At 67.1% G+C, this 20,815-nt stretch carries 21 protein-coding genes and 1 pseudogene; 10 read left to right on the forward strand and 12 right to left on the reverse strand.

Annotated elements, in window-relative coordinates; genetic code table 11:
- The first annotated feature begins 59 nt into the window (after nucleotides 1-59).
- Nucleotides 60-1,328 (forward strand): acyl-CoA dehydrogenase family protein, encoded by a 1,269-nt coding sequence (locus tag QM693_RS17855; protein WP_283353014.1) that lies wholly within the window; start codon nucleotides 60-62, stop codon nucleotides 1,326-1,328.
- A 12-nt stretch (nucleotides 1,329-1,340) separates the two neighbouring features.
- Here QM693_RS17855 and QM693_RS17860 read toward each other — a convergent pair whose 3' ends face one another.
- The gene (locus QM693_RS17860) at nucleotides 1,341-2,363 is read right to left on the reverse strand and encodes an AraC family transcriptional regulator (protein ID WP_283353015.1); all 1,023 of its coding nucleotides are present in this window, start codon (nucleotides 2,361-2,363) and stop codon (nucleotides 1,341-1,343) included.
- Between the two features lie 124 nt (nucleotides 2,364-2,487).
- Here QM693_RS17860 and QM693_RS17865 point away from each other — a divergent pair, with 124 nt between their 5' ends.
- The 3 genes from QM693_RS17865 to QM693_RS17875 are packed head-to-tail and all read left to right on the forward strand — an operon-like array spanning nucleotide 2,488 to nucleotide 5,093.
- The gene (locus QM693_RS17865; RefSeq protein WP_283353016.1) at nucleotides 2,488-3,702 is read left to right on the forward strand and encodes a cytochrome P450; all 1,215 of its coding nucleotides are present in this window, start codon (nucleotides 2,488-2,490) and stop codon (nucleotides 3,700-3,702) included.
- Between the two features lie 3 nt (nucleotides 3,703-3,705).
- Nucleotides 3,706-4,734 carry an NADH:ubiquinone reductase (Na(+)-transporting) subunit F gene (locus QM693_RS17870; protein ID WP_283353017.1) on the forward strand — a complete coding sequence of 343 codons (1,029 nt, stop codon included), beginning with the start codon at nucleotides 3,706-3,708 and terminating at the stop codon, nucleotides 4,732-4,734.
- Complete coding sequence (locus QM693_RS17875; protein ID WP_283353018.1) at nucleotides 4,731-5,093, forward strand: EthD family reductase; 363 nt, start codon at nucleotides 4,731-4,733, stop codon at nucleotides 5,091-5,093. Before QM693_RS17870 ends, QM693_RS17875 begins: the two co-directional genes overlap by 4 nt.
- A 22-nt stretch (nucleotides 5,094-5,115) precedes the next feature.
- Here the strand turns inward: QM693_RS17875 and QM693_RS17880 are convergent, their stop codons facing one another.
- Nucleotides 5,116-6,123 carry an AraC family transcriptional regulator gene (locus QM693_RS17880; protein WP_283353019.1) on the reverse strand — a complete coding sequence of 336 codons (1,008 nt, stop codon included), beginning with the start codon at nucleotides 6,121-6,123 and terminating at the stop codon, nucleotides 5,116-5,118.
- Nucleotides 6,124-6,288: 165 nt separating this feature from the next.
- Here QM693_RS17880 and QM693_RS17885 point away from each other — a divergent pair, with 165 nt between their 5' ends.
- Nucleotides 6,289-7,851: a 4-hydroxyphenylacetate 3-hydroxylase family protein gene (locus QM693_RS17885; protein ID WP_283353020.1), complete on the forward strand. Its 1,563-nt coding sequence runs from the start codon at nucleotides 6,289-6,291 to the stop codon at nucleotides 7,849-7,851.
- A 27-nt stretch (nucleotides 7,852-7,878) separates the two neighbouring features.
- The gene (gene nphA / locus QM693_RS17890; RefSeq protein WP_005572670.1) at nucleotides 7,879-8,409 is read left to right on the forward strand and encodes an NADH-dependent flavin reductase; all 531 of its coding nucleotides are present in this window, start codon (nucleotides 7,879-7,881) and stop codon (nucleotides 8,407-8,409) included.
- Between the two features lie 68 nt (nucleotides 8,410-8,477).
- Here nphA and QM693_RS17895 read toward each other — a convergent pair whose 3' ends face one another.
- The 5 genes from QM693_RS17895 to QM693_RS17915 form a co-directional block, all read right to left on the reverse strand.
- Nucleotides 8,478-8,897: a tautomerase family protein gene (locus QM693_RS17895; RefSeq protein ID WP_283353021.1), complete on the reverse strand. Its 420-nt coding sequence runs from the start codon at nucleotides 8,895-8,897 to the stop codon at nucleotides 8,478-8,480.
- Between the two features lie 26 nt (nucleotides 8,898-8,923).
- Complete coding sequence (locus QM693_RS17900) at nucleotides 8,924-9,676, reverse strand: SDR family NAD(P)-dependent oxidoreductase (protein ID WP_283353022.1); 753 nt, start codon at nucleotides 9,674-9,676, stop codon at nucleotides 8,924-8,926.
- Nucleotides 9,677-9,753: 77 nt separating this feature from the next.
- A complete protein-coding gene (locus QM693_RS17905; RefSeq protein ID WP_283353023.1) occupies nucleotides 9,754-11,232 on the reverse strand; it encodes an aldehyde dehydrogenase in 1,479 nt (492 codons plus the stop codon).
- A gap of 15 nt (nucleotides 11,233-11,247) precedes the next feature.
- Complete coding sequence (gene dmpG / locus QM693_RS17910) at nucleotides 11,248-12,279, reverse strand: 4-hydroxy-2-oxovalerate aldolase (protein ID WP_283353024.1); 1,032 nt, start codon at nucleotides 12,277-12,279, stop codon at nucleotides 11,248-11,250.
- Entirely contained in the window at nucleotides 12,276-13,154 is an 879-nt protein-coding gene (locus tag QM693_RS17915; protein WP_283335704.1) for an acetaldehyde dehydrogenase (acetylating), read from the reverse strand. The genes dmpG and QM693_RS17915 overlap by 4 nt, the downstream gene beginning before the upstream one ends.
- A gap of 222 nt (nucleotides 13,155-13,376) precedes the next feature.
- Between QM693_RS17915 and QM693_RS17920 the strand changes: the two genes are divergently transcribed.
- Nucleotides 13,377-14,459 (forward strand): VOC family protein, encoded by a 1,083-nt coding sequence (locus QM693_RS17920; protein ID WP_005260745.1) that lies wholly within the window; start codon nucleotides 13,377-13,379, stop codon nucleotides 14,457-14,459.
- Between the two features lie 90 nt (nucleotides 14,460-14,549).
- Here the strand turns inward: QM693_RS17920 and QM693_RS37860 are convergent.
- Nucleotides 14,550-15,265, reverse strand: a pseudogene (locus tag QM693_RS37860) (lipase family protein); the annotation flags it as partial.
- 95 nt (nucleotides 15,266-15,360) lie between these two features.
- On the opposite strand from QM693_RS37860, the gene QM693_RS37640 reads away from it, so the two are divergent.
- A complete protein-coding gene (locus QM693_RS37640) occupies nucleotides 15,361-15,489 on the forward strand; it encodes a hypothetical protein (RefSeq protein ID WP_349307448.1) in 129 nt (42 codons plus the stop codon).
- A 45-nt stretch (nucleotides 15,490-15,534) separates the two neighbouring features.
- Nucleotides 15,535-15,777, forward strand: coding sequence for a hypothetical protein (locus QM693_RS37645; protein WP_349307505.1), 243 nt, complete (start codon nucleotides 15,535-15,537; stop codon nucleotides 15,775-15,777).
- A 115-nt stretch (nucleotides 15,778-15,892) separates the two neighbouring features.
- Here QM693_RS37645 and QM693_RS17930 read toward each other — a convergent pair whose 3' ends face one another.
- From QM693_RS17930 to QM693_RS17945, 4 genes are all read right to left on the reverse strand, one after another.
- Nucleotides 15,893-17,482: a GMC oxidoreductase gene (locus QM693_RS17930; protein ID WP_283353025.1), complete on the reverse strand. Its 1,590-nt coding sequence runs from the start codon at nucleotides 17,480-17,482 to the stop codon at nucleotides 15,893-15,895.
- Nucleotides 17,483-17,611: 129 nt separating this feature from the next.
- A complete protein-coding gene (locus tag QM693_RS17935; protein ID WP_280782741.1) occupies nucleotides 17,612-18,163 on the reverse strand; it encodes a TetR/AcrR family transcriptional regulator in 552 nt (183 codons plus the stop codon).
- 42 nt (nucleotides 18,164-18,205) lie between these two features.
- Complete coding sequence (locus QM693_RS17940; protein ID WP_283353026.1) at nucleotides 18,206-18,511, reverse strand: hypothetical protein; 306 nt, start codon at nucleotides 18,509-18,511, stop codon at nucleotides 18,206-18,208.
- Between the two features lie 2 nt (nucleotides 18,512-18,513).
- Entirely contained in the window at nucleotides 18,514-20,019 is a 1,506-nt protein-coding gene (locus QM693_RS17945) for an APC family permease (RefSeq protein ID WP_283353027.1), read from the reverse strand.
- Nucleotides 20,020-20,183: 164 nt separating this feature from the next.
- Here QM693_RS17945 and QM693_RS17950 point away from each other — a divergent pair, with 164 nt between their 5' ends.
- A complete protein-coding gene (locus QM693_RS17950; RefSeq protein WP_105414701.1) occupies nucleotides 20,184-20,813 on the forward strand; it encodes a TetR/AcrR family transcriptional regulator in 630 nt (209 codons plus the stop codon).
- Nucleotides 20,814-20,815 lie beyond the last annotated feature (2 nt).

Here is a 20,815-nt window from a genome sequence, read left to right on the forward strand (position 1 = left end):
GAAAACCAGACCCGGGTTACACAGGGAAGGCACGCATGCCGTCCGTCTCAGGAGATCCGATGCCCCCGAACAGTCCCGTCACCCTCGTCGCGGAGGCAGCGCCCGCCTCGCCCGCCGTCGCGCGCATGTCCGACGAGTTGTATCACGACCTGTTGTCCCCGAACGAGGTTCGCGACCTTCGTCTGCGGGTGCGCGACTTCGCCACCCGGGCGATCGAGCCCGTCGCGCATCGCATCGCCGGCGGCGACGAGCGGCTCGACGGCTTCCCACGTGACGCGTTCGAATCGATGGCGGCGGAGGGACTGTTCCGGATCCCGTTCCCGTCCGACGTCGGCGGCGACGGTCTGTCGCATCGCGCCACCGCGACCGCAGTCGCGGTGGAGGAATTGGCGTATTACTCCAACAGCGTCGCGGCCATCTACGACGTGCACTGCATCCTGGCGGGCACCGCGCTCGACCAGGGCACCGACGAGCAGCGACGCCGCTGGCTGCGGCCCCTCGTCGAGGGGGAGATCGTGGGTGCCTTCGCGACCAGCGAACCGGGTGCGTCCAGCGACCTGTCCCCCGACGCCGTGTCCACCGAAGCGACCCCGGACGGTGACGGCTGGATCCTCCGCGGTCGGAAACGGTGGATCACCAACTCAGTCGTCGCCTGTGTGGTGGTGGTGCTCGCACGCACCGGTGACGACCTCACGACCTTCATCGTGCCCACCAACGCGTCGGGCGTCACGATCGGAACCCCCGACCGAAAACTGGGGAACCGCGGGCAGATCACCGCCGATGTCAATCTCGACGACGTCCGCCTCGGGCCGGATTCGGTGCTCGGACGGGTCGGGGGTGGACTGCGCATCGCGCTGCAGACCCTCACCTACGGACGCATCGGGATCGGTGCCGCGGGCGTCGGCATGGCGCAGGCCGCATTCGATCGGACTGTCGCCCATCTGAAGTCGCGGCACGCCTTCGGGGGTTCGCTCGCCTCGAAACAGCACTGGCAGTTCGTGATGGCCGACTACGCCGCGGATCTGGAGTCCGCCCGCAGCCTGTATCTCAAAGCGGCAGTGCGGCTCGACGCCGGCGAGCGATTCCCCGAACCCGAGGCGGCGATGGCGAAACTGCGGGGCACGGACCTGGCCGCGCGGATCGCCCGAGATGCCGTGCAGGCCTTCGGCGGACTCGGCTTCGTCCGGTCGCTCGGCGCCGACGACACCGAGGGTCCGGTGGAGGCCATCTACCGCGACAGCAAGATCGGCGAGATCTACGAGGGAGCCAACGAGATCCAACGGTGGGTGCTGGCGCGTCAGATCTTCGGGCGCGACCACACCGGTTAGAGCGAAGAAAACCTAACGGTCCGTACGTGAATCGCCTTTCCCGTTGTGCTGTTCACGGAAATGCGCGGGGCTGACGCCGAACCGCTTGCGGAATGCGCGGCTGAAGTGTGAGACGTCGCGGAAACCGACACGGTCGCTGATCTCGGCGACGGTCGAGTCGGTGTCGAGGAGCTGCCCTCGGGCGCGGTCGAGGCGCAATTGGTACAGCCATGTGCGTGGGGTGGTGCCGGTCAAGCTGAACAGTTTGTGGATGTAGCGCAGGGACATTCCGAGTTCGACACCGATCTCGGCCGTCGAGTGGTCGGGGTCGTGCAGGTACCGCGTCATCGTCTGCTGCACCGTCCGGAGGTCGTCGTGGTGGACCCGTTTCGTCGCGGTCAGGGGGCGCGCCTGCTCGGTGAGGGCAGAGGTGAGCAGATCGACCGCGGACGCGGCCACCGATGCCGAAGACCCCACCGACAACCGGGCGTCGGTCGTTGCTATGTCGACGAGAAAACGGGAGACGAGGCCGCCCATCCCGGTCTGCCCGGAGATCCCCAGCCCGGCGACGCCCTCCATGGCCTCGGCGGAAAGCCGGGAGATCAATAGTTGGCGGGGTGCACGCAGGACGACCTGCTCGAATTCCGTCCGGCCGTCCACGACGAAGGGTGCGGCCGAGTCGAGGATCCCGAATGCTCCCTGCTCGAGGGTCGCACTCCGCGAATGCTGCTGGAGGGTGGCCGTCCCCCGAATGATCAGACACAGCAGGTAGTCGTCGTTGGGGTCGGACCGGATCATCTCGGGCGTGCGCACGACCGTGTGCGGGTCTGCGTGCACCACACTCACGGTCAGGTCCCCGAAGGGCCGCACCGTCAATTCCGCGGCGAACCGGGCGTGTCTGTCGGGCCAGTCGACGTCCATCTCGCAGTAGGTGGAGTCGAGGGTGTCCGCCCAGCGCACTCGCCCTTCGGTCGACTCCAGCTCGCGCGTACTCAGCACCATCGACGCGGCGCTGTCGGTGCAGGCGGAGTCATCCTTCTGTGCACTGTCGGTCATGTTCGATCGCACCTCCGCCTCCTAGTGTTCCAGATCACAGGCACTCCCCGCGCGGACGATCCCCGAAAGGCTCCGGGCCGCGCCCACTTCGAATCTTGCGAACGACTTCAGAGGAGACAGCGTCATGACCACCAGCACCACGTGGATCGAATCGATCACCATGGAGGAACTCGACCGCGATCCGAACCCGATCTACGACCGGCTCCGGCGCGAGGCCCCGATTGCGTTCGTGCCCGCGGTAGGGATGCACGTCGTGTCGTCGCGCGACCTCTGCCTGCAGATCGCGCAGGATTCCGAGACCTGGTCCACGGTGATCGCGCCCTCGGGTGGACGAACCTTCGGGAAAGGTACCGTACTCGCCGCCAACGGTGAACAGCACGAGAAAATTCGCGAATGGATCGATCCCCAATTGCGGCCCAGTGCAGTGGACTCCTATGTAGAAGCGCTGGTCCGGCCGCAGGCGCGCAGCCTCCTGGAAGGGATCGAGGATCTGGGTGCCGCAGACATCCAGGAGGCCTACTTCGCGCCGATCAGTGTGCGTTCGGTTGGGGACCTGATGGGTCTCACCGAAATCCCTTCGGAGACATTGGTGCGCTGGTTCCAGACGCTGGCGCAGTCGTACGGGAACGCGGAAGTCGACGAGAACGGAAACTTCGCCAATCCCGGGCCGTTCGAGGCCGGTGACCAGGTGAAGGCCGAGATCGTCGCCGCTGTCGGCCCGATGCTCGACCGCTGGACCGAACATCCCGACCACACCCTGATCTCGCACTGGCTGCACGACGGGACGCCCGACGGCCAGGTCCGCGACCGGTCCGAGATCTACCCGAACATCTACGTGTTCCTGCTCGGCGCCCTTCAGGAGCCCGGGCACGTCATGACGACCACCCTGGCAGGGCTATTCCAGCATCCCGACCAGCTCGAACGCGTCATCGACGACCCCACCCTCATTCCGCGCGCCGTCAACGAGAGCGCGCGCTGGGTGGCCCCGATCTGGAGTGCCGCGGTGAAGGTCGCGGGCCGCGATGTCACCATCGGCGGCATCGACCTGCCGACGGGAACACCGGTCATGCTGGCATACGGTTCGGCCAATCGAGACGAGTCCGTCTGGGAGAACGCGGAGGCCTACGAGATCGACCGGCCCATCATGCCGCATCTGGCGTTCGGAGCGGGAAACCATGCTTGCGCCGGAACGTATCTCGGTACCGCGATCGTGCGGATCGCACTCGAGGAGCTGTTCGAGACGATCCCGAACATCGAGCCCGATCCCGACCGCGCCCCGCAGTTCTGGGGATGGACGTTCCGCGGACCGCAGGGCCTGCACGTCACCTGGGAGGTCTGACCGATGGACCGTATGGTGACGGTGTCGGGGCAGGACGGGGCGTTCCCGGTCGCACCCGGCACGTCGGTCCTGGAAGCCGCATTGCGGGCGAATCGCTGGCTTCCGCACGCCTGTTCACAGGGGACCTGTGGCACGTGCAAGATCCGGGTTCTCTCCGGGGAGGTCGACCACGGCGCCGCCGAGGAGACCATCCTCTCCGCCGACGAACGCTCGTCGGGACTCGCGCTGGCCTGCCAGTCGAAACCGCACGGAGACCTGACCATCGCCCCCGTGAACGACGCCGACCCCGGCCGGCCGATGCACCCCCTCCGCGACTACATAGGCACAGTACGGGAACTGTCCGACATCGCTCGGCAGACCCGCAGGCTCGTCGTCGAACTCGACGAGCCGATGGAGTTCGACGCCGGTCAGTACGCCGAACTGATCGTGCCGGGCTCCGGTGTCGCGCGCCAGTATTCGATGGCGAACCCGCCGTCCGAGCAACGGCTGCTCGAGTTCCACGTCCGGAATACGGCGGGCGGCCTCGCCACCGAGGGCTGGATCTTCGACTCACTCGCGGTGGGTGACCGCATCGATCTGCGTGGACCGCTCGGCCAGTTCGGTGTCGTCGAAGCCCGGGAGGAGCCGGCCATCCTGATCGGCGGAGGCACCGGGCTCGCACCGCTCAAATCGATTGTCCGGCATGCACTGGACCACGATCTGCTACCGGCGATTCACCTCTACCACGGTGGTCGCCGGGAAGCCGACCTCTACGACGTCGAGTGCTTCCGCGCGATGGAGGCGACCGATTCCCGATTCCACTATCACCCGGTCCTCAGTGAGGAGAACTGGGACGGGGCAACGGGAATGGTCACCGACGCCGTGCTGGGTGACTTCGCCAGTTGCCGTGGCCACAGCGCATACCTGTGCGGACCGCCCGCGATGGTCGCCGCCGCCGTCAAGGCCTTGAAACGCCGCCGCATGTCGCCGCGGTTGATCTTCAAGGAGGAGTTCACCGTGAACACTCCGCGGCCGGCGGCCGAGGCCGTGTGATCCCACTGTCCCCCAACCCGACCTACGACGTCGAGAACAGGAATTACATGTACCGAGTGAGCATCATTTACAACCCGCCGACCGACCCGGCGGAATTCGACGAGTACTACGCCACAAAACACCTGCCGCTGGTCCGGCAGGTGCCCGGGGTCGTCCAATTCGCCGCCGGCAAGTGTGAGACCCTCGACGGCACTAGTCCCGCGGCATACGCGCTCGCCGAGTTGTTCTTCGACTCCAAGGATGCCGCCGCGCAGGCTCTGTCGTCACCGGCTGGGCAGACGGCCGCCGGAGATCTCGCGAACTTCGCCACCGGTGGTGTCACGATGCTCTTCAGCAACGAGGACACCGTTCTTCCCTGACCGTACTTGTTGGCGCAGCGCATCACGAACCTCTACGCGCGTGCTCCTTCCGGTACAGGCCGGGGCTCGAGCCGAAGGTGCTGCGGAACAACCGGCTGAAATGGGACACGTCGCGGAAGCCGGCGCACTCGCTGACGTCGGCGACGGACAGATCCGTGGTGAGCAGGTACTTTCGCGCAGCCTCGAGGCGGGCCTGGTACAGCCAGGCCCGCGTCGTGGTGCCCTCCGCATTGAACAGCTTGTGCACGGTGCGCAGCGACATACCCGCTGCCGCGGCGATGTCCGACAGCGTGATGTCGGCGTCGTGGAGATTCTGTTCGATCACCCGCTGAACCCGCGTGAGGTCCTCCGTGCGGTGCAGGTCTGCAGCGCTGGTCGCCAACAGGCCCTCGGTCAGGGCCGTGGCAAGCATGTCGACGGCGGAGGATGCGAACGACACGGCAGCACCTTGCGACATCGGCGCGTCCATGTCCGCGATATCGACGAACAACCGACCGACCAGTCCGCCAGCCCCGGTGTCGCCGTGAATCGAGCGCGCCGTGCCGTGTTCGACGATTCGTCCCGGAAGGCGCGACGTGAGCACCTCGCGGGGGGATCGAACCACGACCTGTCGGAACGGGGCGGGTGAGTGGAACACGAACGGTGCGGCGCAGTCGAGGAGCGCGAAGGAACCCGGCTCCACCACCGTGGCCCGGCCGGACTGCCGGACCTCCACGCTTCCGTCCGTGACGAGGCAGACCAAATACCCCTCCCCCGAATCGGACTGGATCATCGCCGGCGATCGGACGACGGTGTGCGCGTCGGCCCGGATCGTGCTGACATGCAGATCACCGAACGGTCGCCCGCCCCACTCCGCGTCGAAGTGACGCCGAGGCTCCGGCCACGCCACGTCCGTCTCGCAGTAGAGCCGCTCCAGCGTGCTCGCCCACTGCATACGGCCCTCCCCGGTATCGAGCTCCCGTGTTCGCAGAGAGACGATCGCGGGCACGTCGGTGCGCGCGGAGTCATTCGATTGTTCGCGCTCAGCCATGTTCCACCACACCTCCGCCTAATAGTGTTCCAGATCACAGGAACGTGGCGTTCGGGTCAATATACCCCACCCCGTCGAGTACGACACCGACAGCGGTGACCGAGGCGCGCCGACGTCCTCGCCTTCCGAAACAGGTTCCTGCCCAACGAGACCAGGAGTGACTCCATGACCACATCAGCATTCGTCGACGATCGCGTCGGAGTTCCGAACGACGTCCGGCCCATGACGGGCGACGAGTACCTCGAGTCGCTGCGCGACGGCCGCGAGGTCTACTTCCGCGGGGAGCGCGTCGACGACGTCACCACCCATCCGGCTTTCCGTAACTCGGCGCGGTCGGTGGCGCGGATGTACGACGCACTGCACCAGCCGGAGGCGAAGGGCGTGCTGGCGGTGCCCACCGATACCGGAAACGGCGGCTTCACGCACCCCTTCTTCAAGACCGCTCGTAGTGCGGACGACCTGGTGCTCGCCCGTGACGCGATCGTGGCCTGGCAGCGTGAGGTGTACGGCTGGCTGGGCCGGTCGCCCGACTACAAGGCCTCGTTCCTCGGCACGCTGGGAGCCAACGCCGACTTCTACGGCCCGTACCGCGACAACGCCCTGCACTGGTACAAGCACGCGCAGGAGCGGATGCTCTACCTCAACCACGCCATCGTCAATCCGCCGATCGACCGCGACAAGCCGGCCGACGAAACCGCCGACGTGTGCGTGCACGTCGTCGAGGAGACCGATGCGGGTCTGATCGTGTCCGGCGCGAAGGTCGTCGCGACGGGATCGGCGATCACCAACGCGAACTTCATCGCCCACTACGGACTGCCGCTGCGCAAGAAGGAATACGGCCTGATCTTCACGGTGCCGATGGATTCGCCAGGACTGAAGTTGTTCTGCCGCACCTCCTACGAGATGAACGCTGCGGTGATGGGCACGCCGTTCGACTATCCGTTGTCGAGCAGGTTCGACGAGAACGACGCGATCATGGTGTTCGACCGGGTGCTGGTGCCGTGGGAGAACGTCTTCGCCTACGACACCGACACCGCGAACGGCTTCGTCATGAAGTCGGGATTTCTCTCCCGCTTCATGTTCCACGGATGCGCTCGGCTCGCGGTGAAGCTCGACTTCATCGCCGGCTGTGTGATGAAGGGTGTGGAAATGACCGGCTCCGCGGGATTCCGCGGTGTGCAGATGCAGATCGGGGAGATCCTCAACTGGCGCGACATGTTCTGGGGGCTGTCCGACGCGATGGCCAAGTCACCCGAACAGTGGGTGAACGGCGCCGTCCAGCCGAACCTGAACTACGGCCTCGCCTATCGCACCTTCATGGGTGTGGGGTATCCGCGGGTCAAGGAGATCATCCAGCAGGTGCTGGGCAGCGGGCTGATCTACCTGAACTCCCATGCGAGCGACTGGGCGAACCCGGCCATGCGTCCCTACCTCGACCAGTATGTCCGCGGATCGAACGGCGTCGCCGCGATCGACCGCGTCCAGTTGCTCAAGTTGCTGTGGGACGCCGTCGGCACCGAGTTCGGTGGGCGGCACGAACTCTACGAGCGCAATTACGGCGGCGATCACGAGGCCGTCCGCTTCCAGACGTTGTTCGCCTACCAGGCGACCGGACAGGATCTGGCGCTCAAGGGATTCGCCGAACAGTGCATGTCCGAGTACGACGTGGACGGCTGGACCCGGCCCGACCTGATCGGCAACGACGATCTGAGGATCGTTCGGGGCTGAGTGGAACCGACGACGAGGAGCGCAGCCATGACCGAGACAGTGGGCGAACTCGATCCCGAGGTGACGCCGCTACACCTGAGGAAGGCGCTGGGACGGTTCGCCAGCGGTGTCACCATCGTGACCACCGCCGAATGCGAAGACGAGGACTCGGTGCACGGGATGACCGCCAATGCGTTCACCTCGGTGTCGCTGGACCCACCGCTGGTGCTCGTGTCCATCTCCACACGCGCGAAGATGGACACGAAGATCAGAGAGACCGGGACGTACGGCGTTTCGATTCTCGCCGGAGACCAGGAACCTGTGTCGTTGCACTTCGCGGGCGCGGCACACGAACCGGATCGGGTTCGGTTCGTGTGGCGCAGGGGCGTGCCTCTCCTCGAAGGCGCTCTGGTGCATCTCGCGTGCACCGTGGTCGCCTCGCACCCCGCGGGCGACCACACGCTGCACGTGGGCCGGGTCGAGCAACTCTGGTACGACGACGGGCACCCGCTCGTCTTCTACACCGGCAGTTTCCGGTCGCTGGAACTCCTCGGGCGCGACGAGCCCTGGGGGTTCTGAACCGAGTGCCGACGGCTGGCGCGGCCGCGACGAATGTCGCGGCCGCCCATACGTATGTGTGGTGCAGCTCAGGGCACAGCCTGGGCACGAGCCGCGATCTCACCGGCACGAGTGGTGGCGGCCGCGGTCCCCGCGATCGCCCAGTTCGCCGGGTCGACTTCGATGATCTGTCCGCGCACGAGCGCACGCTGCGCACCGAGGATGTCGACGATCAGATCGGTGAACCGCGCCGCAAGTTCCTGACGTTGCGAGGCGGGGCGTCCGGCGAGCACGATCGCCGTGAAATAGGGCGCAGCGGGCGCGCCGTCTGTAACGGTGGTTCCCGCGACAGCGACATCGTCGGGCCGGCATCGCACGATGAACGCCCTTACGCGGTCAATCGGTGAGTCGAGAACCTCGGAGTAGCACCGACTCGCGGCGGTGAGCAGTTCTCGGTGCTGCTCGGCGGTGTAGGCGCCGTCGACGAGGTGGAAGTGGGCGACAGGCATAGGTGACAATCCTTTTCGGGAGTTGGTCAGTGGATTCCGTGGCGGGTTCCGGCATCGACGTTGATCACCGAGCCGTGCAGCACCGCGGCCTCCGGAGCGAGCAGGGTCTCGACCATCCAGCCGATCTCCTGGAGCGTCGGCAGCCGACCGAGGCTGGTCTTGGCGCGGTAGCGGTTCCAGATCTTCTCCGGATCCTGCCCGGTTTCGGCGGATTCGGTTTCGACGAAGGCACGCAGCCTCGGAGTGTCCACCGGTCCGGGAGCGATCGTGTGGGTGGTGACACCCTTCGGCCCGTAGAGGGCACTGAGTTGGCGCATGAGGTTGAAGACCGCCGCGTTCGCCGTGCCGGGCGCCGCATCGAGCGGACCCGGTTCGAGACCGAGGGAGCCGGCGATGGTGACGAAGCGGGAGCCGTCGACGAGATGGTCGCGGACGGCGTGCAGGAGGCGGACGAGTCCGCCCACCTTGATGTTCGTCGCCAGGGCCAGGTCGCCCGGTGGAATCGTGTCGACGGAACCCCGCACCGGGAGGCCGGCGGCGAACAGCGCCATCCGAACGGGCGAGTCGATACACGCAGAGATCGTGTCGATTGCAGTGTCGTCGGCGATGTCGGCGACGCACGGCGTGATCAGGTCGTCGGAGATCGCGAGCTTCTCGAGTTCGTCGCCTCTGCGGGCGACGGCCAGCACTCGCAGCCCGCGGCGGGCCAGTCGCAGGGTGATTTCGGTGCCCATCGCACCGGTCGCACCGACGACGACACAAAGGTCGGGTGTAGTCACAGCACAGTTCTCCTCGGTTCGGAAAGACGAAGGCCGGGACGGTGGGTACCGCCCCGGCCGCTGGTGGACGAGTTCGATCAACTCCGCAGGCGGATGGTGACCGCTCGGGGCTCGGTGAAGAATTCGCGGGAGTACTGGCCGCCCTCGCGTCCGAGGCCGCTGCTGCCTTCGCCACCGAACGGCAGTCGGAGGTCGCGCTCGAAGAAGGTGTTGATCCACACCGTGCCGGCCTTCCACCGTGCGGCCATGCGGTGCGCACGGTTGAGGTTGTCGGTGAACAGAATCCCTGCCAACCCGTATGGCGAGTCGTTCGCGATGCGCAACGCCTCGTCCTCGGTGTCGAACCCGAGGACGGTCTCGACGGGCCCGAAGATCTCCTCACGCGCGGTGCGCGAGTCGTTGGTGAGCCCGGTGATCACCGTGGGCGGGTAGTAGAAGCCTTTCGCCCGCGCATCGTCGGTGAGCCGCGACCCACCGGTGACGACCTTGCCGCCCTCCTCCTGGGCCAGTTCGACGTAGCCGTGCACCTTCTCGAGGTGTCTTTGCTCGATCAGCGGGCCGAGGAAATTCGACGGGTCTTTCGGGTCGCCGACGGTGAGTTTCTTCGCCTCCTCGGTGAACCGGTCGAGGAATTCGTCCATGATCGAGTTCTGCACCAGCAGGCGGGAGCCGGACAGGCACACCTGCCCGTTGCCGCCGAAGATCGCCCGGATCGCCATCGGAACAGCGACGTCGAGGTCGGCGTCGTCGAAGACGATGTTCGCGGACTTGCCGCCCATCTCCGCCGAGACCGGGGTGTGGTTCACCGCGGCGGCCTGGAGGATCCGCACGCCGGTGGCGCTCGAACCGGTGAACGTGATCCGGTCGACCCTCGGGTCCGCGGTGAGCGGACCGGCGACGGCCTCGCCCCCGAATCCGTGGACCACGTTGAGTACGCCTTCGGGAAGGCCGGCCTCGAGGGCGAGTTGCGCGAACCGGTGCGCGGTGAGCGGCGTCTGCGGTGCGGGTTTGAGAACGGTGGTGTTGCCGAAGGCCAATGCGGGGGCGATCTTCCACGTCGCGAGCATCAGCGGCGCGTTCCACGGGCTGATCGCCGACACCACCCCGGCGGGTGGGTACAAAACGTAGGAGAGCAGGTCGCCGTCCTGGTAGGCCTCGTTGGCGGCCATCGACACATAGTCGGCGAAGAACCGCAGATTGTGTGCCACCCGCGGGATCTCGGCGTGCAGGGACTGGTTGATGCTCTTGCCGCCGTCACGGGTCTCGATCAGCGCGAGTTCCTCACGGTGTTCGTCGACCTTGTCGGCTACTGCGTGCAGGATCTTCGCACGCTCCTTCGGCGACATCCGCGGCCACGGACCGTCATCGAATGCGGTGCGGGCTGCGGTGATCGCGGCCTCGCCGTCGTCGGCGGTTCCGCGGGGGACCGTCCCGAGCAGTGAACCGTCGTGCGGATCACGGGTTTCGAAGGTCGCCCCGTCCGAGGCGGCCACCCAGTCGCCACCGATGAGGTGACGAACCTCGGTCGCCCCGGTTACGGATTCCGTCGTGGTCATGGTGCTCCTTGCCTGTCAGACCCCGGCCGGGGCCGGGGTCTCGTAGGTGCGGCCTGCGAGTTCGGAGGCGACGTCGATGATCATGTCTTCCTGACCACCGATGACACCGCGACGGCCGAGTTCCATGAGGATGTCGCGGGCGGGCACCCCGAACTTCTTCGCGGCCCGCTTGGTGGGGTGGAAGAACGTGGAGTACACACCGGCGTAGCCGAGGACCAGTGCGGTCTCGTCGACGATCTGCGGTTCCTTCATCAGCGGTGCGACGATGTGTTCGGCGGTGTCGATGAGCGGGAAAAGGTCGACCCCGGTGTCCCAGCCGGCGCGTTCGAACGCGGCGGCGAGGACCTCGGTCTGCGCGTTGCCGGCGCTGGCGCCGAGACCGCGCAGGGACCCGTCGATGAACGTGGCCCCGTTCTCCGCGGCGGTCAGCGCGTTGGCGATCCCGACACCGAGGTTGTTGTGGGCGTGGAACCCGATGTCCGCGGTGATCGCCTGCCGCAGAGCGGCGACCCGGTCCCCGGCGTGCCGGGGAACCATGGCACCGGCGGAGTCGACGACGTAGACGACGTCGGCACCATAGGAGTCGAGTTTGGCGGCCTGCTCGGCCAGCGGCTCGGGCTCGAGCTTGTGGCTCATCATCAGGAACGTCATCACCGTCAGCCCCTGCTCCTTGGCCCACTCGACCGGCTGCTGCCCGCAGTCGGCCTCGGTGCAGTGCACCGCGATGCGGACGGTCTTGATGCCGGCGTCGATGGCCTTCTGCAGTTCGGCGAGCGTCGCGATGCCGGGCACGTAGAGGGCGGCGATGTCGGCGTTCTCGACGGCCTCGACGGCGGCGCGGACGTAGTCCGGGTCGGTGGCGGCGGCGAACCCGTACTGGATGGACGAGGCGCCGAGACCGATGCCGTGCGCGACCTCGATGGTCGACACTCCGGCCTTGTCGAGCCCGCGGGCGATGTCGGCCACGTTCTGCGGGGTGAACTGGTGCGAGACGGAGGACATGCCGTCGCGCAGGGTGGTGTCGACGATCGTGACTTTCTTACTCACTGTGCTGCTCCCTGGACGAGGTTCTGCTGGGCCATGACGTCGGCGACCTGGACGGCGGCGGCGGTGATGATGTCGAGGTTGCCGGCGTAGGTGGGCAGGTAGTCGCCGGCGCCGACGACCTCGAGCATGACGGTGACCAGGTCGCCGTCGACGTCGACCAGACGCAGCGAGTAGCCGGGGACGTACCGCTGGACCTTGGCGACCATGTCGACCACGGCGCGTTCGATGGCGGCCGGGTCGGGGTTGCGGACCTTGGCGTAGACGGTGTCGCGCATGTTCATCGGCGGCTCGGCCGGGTTGATCACCGAGATCGCCTTGGCATGGTCGGCGCCGGCCACCTGGGCGAGGGCCTTCCCGGTCTTTTCGCTGAATTCGCTGAGGTTCTGCCGGGTGCCGGGGCCGGCACTGTGGGAGGCGATGGCGGCGACGATCTCGCCGTAGGAGGCGTCGGCGACCTCGTTGATGGCGTAGAGGATCGGAATGGTGGCCTGGCCGGCGCAGCTGACCATGTTCACGTTGGGTGCGCTCAGGTGCGCGTCGAGGTTGACCGCGGGGACGACGTACGGGCCGACCGAGGCCGGGGTGAGGTCGATGGCGGTGATTCCGGCGTCGGCGTAGCGCGGCGCCGCGGCGGCGTGGATCTTCGCCGACGTCGCCTCGAACACGAAGTCCGGCAGTTCCGGTTGGGCCAGGAGCCAGTCGAGTCCGCCGGCGGAGGCTTCGAGGCCCTCCTGGCGGGCCCGGGCCAATCCCTCGCTGTCGGGGTCGATGCCCACCATGCACACGGGTTCGACGTGCTCGGACCGCAGCAGCTTGTACATCAGATCCGTACCGATGTTCCCGGATCCGACGATCGCGGCTTTCAATCGACTCATCTTCTAGGCCTTCCCTGGGCAGGCGGGGTGATGCGGTCGACGCTAGGAAGAATTCGCAGGTCCGGGACCGGCGATTCGGCTGTGCCGGACAGCGAGCGCCATCACGCGACCGCTGTTCGGCTATCACGAAAAGCGCTGACCGCCCCGGACCCCGTCCGCCACGCTCGTGACATCGACCACAACCGGTGCAGCAGGCCCGGACGTCGGAAACCAGGAGAAGCCATGAGTGACGCTCGTTTCGACATCGCGCACCTCGCCCGTGCCGAACTGTTCAGCCCCAAGCCGCAGGAGACGCTGGACTTCTTCACGAAGTTCCTCGGGATGTACGTGACCCACAGGGAAGGGCAGTCGGTGTACCTTCGCGGATACGAGGACCCGTATCAGTGGAGCCTGAAGATCACCGAAGCACCCGAGGCCGGGATGGGCCACGCCGCGATGCGGACGAGTTCTCCCGAAGCGCTCGAGCGACGGGCCAAGTCACTGACAGACGGCAACGTCGACGGCACGTGGAGCGAAGACCAGTTCGGGTACGGCAAGACCTTCGAGTACCAGTCACCCGACGGACACAATCTGCAGCTGTTGTGGGAAGCCGAGAAGTACGTCGCTCCCCCGGAACTGCGGAGCAAGATCCTCACCCGGCCGTCCAAGAAGCCGCTGCAGGGTATCCCCGTCAAGCGCATCGACCACCTCAACCTGATGTCGTCCGACGTGACCGCGGTGAAGGACTCCTTCGAACGGCACCTCGGATTCCGGACCACCGAGCGGGTCGTCGACGGCAACGTCGAGATCGGGGCGTGGATGAGCTCGAACGTGCTCGGTCACGAGGTCGCCTGCATGCGCGACATGACCGGCGGGCACGGCAAGCTGCACCACCTCGCGTTCTTCTACGGCACCGGGCAGCACAACATCGACGCCGTGGAGATGTTCCGCGACTACGACATTCAGATCGAAGCCGGCCCCGACAAGCACGGCATCACGCAGAGCCAGTTCCTGTACGTCTTCGAACCGGGCGGCAACCGCATCGAGCTGTTCGGCGAGGCCGGCTACCTGCACTTGGACCCGGACGCCGAGACCAAGACCTGGCAGATGTCCGACATCGACACCGGACTGGCCGTCGGAGGCGCCAAGCTGCCGTGGGAGTCGTATTTCACCTACGGCACCCCGAGCCCGCTGTCCCTGGACCAGCACATCGAAAAGTACGCCCACTTCGGGCCCGGTGCCCCCGATCCCGACGCCCTCGCGGCGGAACTCTCCGTCCCCGACGAGTTGGAGCACTCCCGCGCTGTCGCCGACGCGTCGCTCTGACACACCCTCGGTGAGCGCCAGGGTGGTCGCGGCCTCGTGCCGTGACCACCCTGGCGTCGCGTAGTCTTCGCGATCGAAGACCCACCGGTGTCAGTTCACTCTGCAGCCCTCGGCGATCGGGGTGTCGTTCAACCGGTCGACGATGTAGGACACGGCGCCGTTGGTGTCGTAGCCGTCGATGAGTTCGGGGCCGAAGTGGTTGGGGATGGTGGTGCCCGGTGCGATGGGCGGTAGGTCGTTGGTGCGGAAGGTGACCTGTGCGCCTCGGTCGCACCAGTCGGTGGCGAGTTGGCGGGCCTGCTCGTAGGGCACGGTGTCGTCGTTGCGACCGCTGGTGACGAGCACCGGGCTGCTCGGGGTGAGGGTGCCGAGGCGCTGCGCGTCGAAGACGGGGGCGGCTTCGGGGATGTCGCGTAGGTTGTCGAGCAAGGATTTGTGGTCGTTCGTGTACGTGCTGGTGCGCAGGAACGGCTGGTTGGTGATGACGTCACCGATGCACTCGGTGCTCACCGTGTTCAGCATTGCCTGGCCCTCGGGAGTGATGCGTTCGTGCAGTGGTTTCTGCAACTCGGGATGGCGTGCGACGAAGCGTTGATCGCGAACCCGATGGCACCGCCGATGAGGTTGCCGTCGATCTGGGCGAGCACGGTGAGGAGGTCGGCCGGCGGTCCGCCCGCCCAGGTGCCCTTGACGTTCAGTTCCGGGGCGTAGGAGGACTGGAGCTCCGCGGCGGCCGCGGCGGCTCCACCGCCCTGGGAGTATCCCCACAGGGCCAGTGGCGTCGTCGGATCGCTGCCGCCGAGTGCGTTCGCGGCGCGCGCGGCGTCGAGAACGGCGTGGGCTTCTTCGAGCCGGTTGACGTAGGTGTGGACTCCGGGGGGTGCCGAGGCCGATGTAGTCGGTGACGAAGACGCGCGCTCCCATCGCGCTCCACACGTTGGCCGACAGCGCTTCCTGGTTGGCGGACAACGAGAACGGGGCCGTGGTCACGTTCAGCCCTGTGGAGAACGCGTGCGACGGGGCGCACTGATCACCCTGCCCGACCGTGCCGGGCGCGATGATCACGGTCGGCCGCGTGCCGCTGCCATTCCAGGGCCGGGTGGCGTCGATGAAGGTCCCGGTGACCGCTGTCGGGGAACCGTCCTGCAGCCGCGACGTGTACATCACCCGCTGCCCGGCGCCCGGCCAGGTGCCGTCCGTTCCGGGCACCGAGGCGAACAACGGCATCGGTTCGGTGCGGATGATCGATCCCGGAGCCGACGCGAATTCGGCTGGCAGAGTGCAGAAGTCGTCGCCGGGGGCGGCGTGTGCCGGATGAGCGCCGGCAGTGAGCGCGACCGCGGCGGCTATGCAGCTGACGACGGCGAGGACGGCGACCCGGACAGCGTGCGGTGTGTGCGAGCGGCGAAGACGAGAAGGGGTGGTGCGCATGGTCAGATCACCGTTCCGACGTCGCGGGCGACCAGGTGGTCCAGGGCGCGTTCGGCGACCGCGGCGATGGTCATCGACGGGTTGCATGCCGCGGTGTTGCCGGGCATCAGGGCACCGTCGAGCACATACAGACCGCGCTGGCCGAGCACCCGGCCCTCGAGATCGCAGACCGAGCCCATCGATGCCCCGCCGAGCGGATGCCAGGTGGAAGGGAAGATCGAATTGGTGTCCGTGAGTATGGATCCCGGCCCGGCGATCTTCCGCACCATCGGGTCGATGCGGCCGTTCTGGATGACGGCGTCGCCTTCCTTCGGCCAGCGCAGTACCGCGTCGTCGGTGGCCGAGTCGTACACGAAACTCCCACGGCCTTCGCTGACGCCGTATCCGACGAGCATGGTGCTGCGTGCGTCGAGGGACAGTGGTGGCATCGACGCCTGGATGACCGTGACGGCGGTGGCGGGGTCGTCCCAGTTCAAGCTGCCGTAGACGACCGGGCCGCCCTGCGGAGCGCCGAATCCTTCTTCGAGGCTCGTCCAGACATAGATTCGGTCGGCGTTGGTTCCCCAACCGGTACCGAGTTCGTCCGGCAGATCCGGGATGCGGCCCGTCGACGCGGCACGCACCAGCAGCTTCGTGGTGCCCACGCTTCCGGCGGCCATCACCAGGGCATCCGTGGTGAGGATCTTGTTCTCGAGTACGTTGCCGGACGTATCGATCCGGTCGACGTACACCGTCCAACGGCCGTCCGGGGCGCGTTCGACATCGGTGACCTGGTGCAGGGTTTCCACCGTCACCCGGCCGGTCGCTTCCGCGGCAGCGATGTAGGTGACGTCGACCGAGTGCTTGCCGCCGTTGTTGACCCCGAGGGCGCCGTCGCCGTTGGTGTACGAAGGTTTCATCCGGCCGCGGAGTTCGTCGAGCGCGAAGTTCCAGTCGATCGGCATCGGGATCTTCGACACGGGCAGTCCCGCTCGCTGCACGTTCTGCGCGAACACCCTCGCGGCCTGGTAATTCGGGCTGTCGATCAACTCGTCGGGGGCGACGGCGAGCCGCAACATCCGCGCGACCCGCGGGTAGTGAACCCGGTCCATCGTGGCCCAGTCGAGCGCTTCGGGCAGGTGCGTGTTGAAGACGGCCTCGGTCGGTTGCAACGTCATCCCCTGGTAGACGAGGGAACCACCGCCGACGCCGGCGGCACACAGTGCGGTCATGTTGTCGCCGGGCACCGCCTCGAGCAGACCGGTATACGGCTCCAGCGCCACCGGCTCACCGAACAGTTGCGGACTGGACCGGTACCAGAGGATGCGCTTGTCCGGGGCGGTCGCACGGGGAAAGGTGTCCGCGTCCGGCCCTGTGGGCCAGCGTATTCCACGCTCGAGCACCAGAACGGGCACGCCGGCCTCCGCGAGCCGGAGCGCCGCGACGCCGCCGCCGAACCCCGACCCGACGACGATGACCCGGTGATCTTCGCGGGTGAGCGGCACGGTAGTCCGGCGGCCTCCGGTCCCGGCCTGCGCGATGCGCGGACTCGCCAACGCGACGCCCGCGGCAGCGGCCCCGGCCAGAAAGGAGCGGCGATTGAGTGCTGACACAGATTTCCCCCAGATCACAGACGGACTCACTCGGCGAGATGTCGAAAGATCAGCGTGGAGCATTTCTCTTAGGCGAGCTCAAACTAGACACTGTGAGCGAGATGTGTCAAGAAGTAACTGTGACTGCCGTTACGAGCTGGACGGCATCGCCGGCGACAGCCAGCGGGTGAGAAACCGGCGAAGGTCGTCGTCGGTGTGAACGGCGTCGTCGTCGAAGAGGACGACCGACAGCGCCAGCCGAAGTGCGATCTCGACGATATCGTCCAGGCTCGACTCCACGCCGGGATCGCGCTCGACGAGGGGCTCGAGCAGTTCGCGCGCTACGGGTTTCGCGCGGGACATCATGCCCGTGTCGAAAACAGGGTTTCCCCGTTCCGCCTGCAGCAGGGTAGCCAGCACCGGATGCGCGCGCACCGCGGCCCGGCCCGCGACGATGAGTTCGACGACGTACTCGCACGTTGTGTCGGTCGCGTTCGAGCGGGAGTGGATCCCGCCCAGCACCTCGACGGCGAGACCGGCGATCGCCTGCGACACCAGTTCTTCGCGCGACCCGAAGTTGGAGTACACGGTCTGCCGCGTGACGCCCGCACCCTGCGCCGCCGCCGCGATGGTGACCCCCTCGAAACCGTCACTCGCGATCAAGTCGAGCGTGGCGTCCAAGATCTTCCTCCGCGACCGCATGCGACCATTATCGATCACGATCCCGAAGGGCCCGCACCCTCGCTATTCGCGTTGCGGATAGGCCCGTTTCAGTTGCGTCTCGTCGGCTCGCCCGCAGCCGAATTCGCCGATGACTTGCCAGAGTCGTTCCGCGAATCGAGTTGGGCACATCCCGAAGTTGACGAGGGTCTCCTCCTCCGGGGGTCCGCCGAATGGCGCCCAGGTTCGGGCGAAGTCGAGGATGTCGTCGACCTCTTTGCCCGGTCTCGGCTGTCGGGCGCGGTGTCGTTCGGCTTCTCGTCGTCGATCGCGCCACCGGCGGTAGCGCCGGACGTCCACCTCGAACTGATCGGATTGCTGTGAAGGCACGTCTAGGTGGCCTTGCCGCGCGGGATGGGACTGGTGCTCACTTCTCCGGGCGGGACCGAGGGTTCGGCGTCCACGTCGGTGGTGCCCAGCCGGGCATAGAGATCGGGGTGGCGTCGCGCGAGCCGCGCACCGAGCGCCAGCCCGATCGCCAGGCTTACCGGTGTCACGGCGACGAGGACCGTGTTCACGGCGGGTCCTGCGGCAGTGAGCAAGTCCATCTTGGCCACGATCAACCACGTCGCGTAGGTCAACATGGCGAGGGCGGCAGCGGGGGCTACCCGCACCCTCCACACCGAATGCCCGCGGCGATCCCGCCAGAAGAATGCGAGAACGGCGGCGGCGGCCATGGCCTGGAGTACGACGATGCCGACGACGCCGGGCGAATTCACCCAGAGCAGGAGCTGAAGGTAGGGGTCGGCGCCGGCGAGCGCGAACCCGACGATCACGACCATCGCAAGCAGACTCTGCACGGCGCTCGCCACGTACGGCGACTTGTAGACCGGGTGCAGTGTGCCGAGGACCCGCGGCAGTACGTGCTCGCGCGACAGCGCGAAGGCGTAGCGGGTGATCGCGTTGTGGAACGCGAGCAGGCTGGCGAGGATGCTCGTGATGATCAGCAGTTCCATGAGCGTGCTCGCCCAGCCGCCGACGTAGTTCTCGATGGCGTCGAAGTACATTGCGGCGGGATCGGAGGCTGCGAGCGCGAGCGCCTGATCCGGGCCGTAGGCCTGGATGATGATCCACACCATGAAGGCGTAGAAGAGGCCGAGGAATGCGACCGCGAGGTAGGTCGCCCGGGGGATCGTCCGGGAGGGATCTTTCGCTTCCTCCCGATACAGGGCGGTCGCTTCGAACCCGATGAACGCGGCGAACGCCAGGGTCAGCACCCCACCCAGGCCGGGGCTGAAGACGTGGGCGGGAGCGAACGACTCGACACCGAGCCCCTCGGCGCCGCCCCGGAGAAGGACGGCGGCCGCGAGCAGGACGAGGATCCCCGTCTCAGCGGAGAGCAGCAGGATCAGGAACCGGGCGCCGACATGGACCGATCGCGACCCCAGGAACCAGACGAGCCCGACGCCGATCAGCGACCACAGTCCCCACGGAAGATTCAGTCCGACCAGATCCGCCATGGTGGACTGGGTGAAATACCCGAGGGCGCCGAAGATCCCGATCTCGAGGGCGTTGTAGGAGACGAGGGCGAGTACCGCGGCCGCGAGGCCCCAGCGGGGGCCGAGTCCGATCGAGATGTACGAGTAGAACGCTCCCGCGTTGTGGATGTACTTGCTCATCGCGGTGAAGCCGATCGCGAACACGCCCAGCGCGAGTCCGGCCAGGATGTACCCGCCGGGCGCCCCGATGCCCGCGACGTTCAGGGCCAGGGGAGCCACCCCCGCCATCACCAGCAGCGGCGCGGCGGCCGCCACGACGAAGAACACGATGCCGGAGGTGCCGAGGGCGCCGCCTTCCAGCTGCGTGCCGGAGGCGGGTCCGGGTGCGGATTTCTTCATGAGGGACGTCTCCAGTCAGGGCAAGGGCGCGGCGGCGGGGAAACCCGGGGGCGCGGATACGCGACGAGGTTCTAATCGAATGTGTTTCGATTAGACTAGAACGTTGTGACCGGCGCCACAAGGGCATAATCGAATGAATTTCGATTGGAGAGGTGGGTGCACCGATGGGCAGACCTCGCGTCGCACGCCTGGACCGCGAACGCATCGCGGAGGCGGCGCTCGAACTGGTCGATCGTGACGGCGACTTCAGGATGCCGGATCTGGCCCGGCACCTGAATGTGCAGGTGTCGTCGATCTATCACCATGCCAAAGGCCGCGCGGCCGTCGTCGAACTGGTTCGCCACCGCGTCGTCCGGGAAATCGACGGATCGGCCTTCGAGCGCCTGCCCTGGGACGAGGCCTTCTCCGAATGGGCCCGGTCCTATCGGGCAGCGTTCAGCAGGCACCCCACCGCCATCCGCCTCCTGGCCACCGAGACGGTGCGCGATCCCGGCTCGCTCTCGGTGTACCACTCGGCGGCGGCCGGACTGCGCGACGCCGGCTTCCCGGACGACCACATCATGGCCGTCATCACCGCCGCGGAGAATTTTCTCCTCGGGGCCGCCCTGGACGCGGCCGCGCCGGAGGTCATGATCGAAGCGGATTCGACGACGACCGACGACGCCCTGACGCGGGCGCTTGCCGCCGCACCCCGCGGCCCGGCGAGGGCCGAGCAGGCGTTCGAACTCGGCCTGGCGGCCCTGCTGGCGGGCTTTCGCAACCTCCTGCAGGAATGCGGCGCGGTGCAGCGGTAGCG

Origin of the sequence: Rhodococcus sp. IEGM 1305 (assembly GCF_030058635.1) — a bacterium.
Lineage (GTDB): Bacteria > Actinomycetota > Actinomycetes > Mycobacteriales > Mycobacteriaceae > Rhodococcus_F > Rhodococcus_F opacus_D.

What these genes read in the sequence shown, in the direction of transcription:
- QM693_RS17880 (WP_283353019.1), bottom strand. Translation starts at nt 6,123, where the DNA reads ATGGCTGAGCGCGAACAATCGAATGACTCCGCGCGCACCGACGTGCCC.
- QM693_RS17885 (WP_283353020.1), top strand. Translation starts at nt 6,289, where the DNA reads ATGACCACATCAGCATTCGTCGACGATCGCGTCGGAGTTCCGAACGAC.
- QM693_RS17860 (WP_283353015.1), bottom strand. Translation starts at nt 2,363, where the DNA reads ATGACCGACAGTGCACAGAAGGATGACTCCGCCTGCACCGACAGCGCC.
- QM693_RS17855 (WP_283353014.1), top strand. Translation starts at nt 60, where the DNA reads ATGCCCCCGAACAGTCCCGTCACCCTCGTCGCGGAGGCAGCGCCCGCC.
- QM693_RS17870 (WP_283353017.1), top strand. Translation starts at nt 3,706, where the DNA reads ATGGACCGTATGGTGACGGTGTCGGGGCAGGACGGGGCGTTCCCGGTC.
- QM693_RS17945 (WP_283353027.1), bottom strand. Translation starts at nt 20,019, where the DNA reads ATGAAGAAATCCGCACCCGGACCCGCCTCCGGCACGCAGCTGGAAGGC.
- QM693_RS17950 (WP_105414701.1), top strand. Translation starts at nt 20,184, where the DNA reads ATGGGCAGACCTCGCGTCGCACGCCTGGACCGCGAACGCATCGCGGAG.
- QM693_RS17915 (WP_283335704.1), bottom strand. Translation starts at nt 13,154, where the DNA reads ATGAGTCGATTGAAAGCCGCGATCGTCGGATCCGGGAACATCGGTACG.
- QM693_RS17935 (WP_280782741.1), bottom strand. Translation starts at nt 18,163, where the DNA reads ATGCGGTCGCGGAGGAAGATCTTGGACGCCACGCTCGACTTGATCGCG.
- QM693_RS17920 (WP_005260745.1), top strand. Translation starts at nt 13,377, where the DNA reads ATGAGTGACGCTCGTTTCGACATCGCGCACCTCGCCCGTGCCGAACTG.
- QM693_RS17905 (WP_283353023.1), bottom strand. Translation starts at nt 11,232, where the DNA reads ATGACCACGACGGAATCCGTAACCGGGGCGACCGAGGTTCGTCACCTC.
- QM693_RS17895 (WP_283353021.1), bottom strand. Translation starts at nt 8,897, where the DNA reads ATGCCTGTCGCCCACTTCCACCTCGTCGACGGCGCCTACACCGCCGAG.
- QM693_RS17865 (WP_283353016.1), top strand. Translation starts at nt 2,488, where the DNA reads ATGACCACCAGCACCACGTGGATCGAATCGATCACCATGGAGGAACTC.
- nphA (WP_005572670.1), top strand. Translation starts at nt 7,879, where the DNA reads ATGACCGAGACAGTGGGCGAACTCGATCCCGAGGTGACGCCGCTACAC.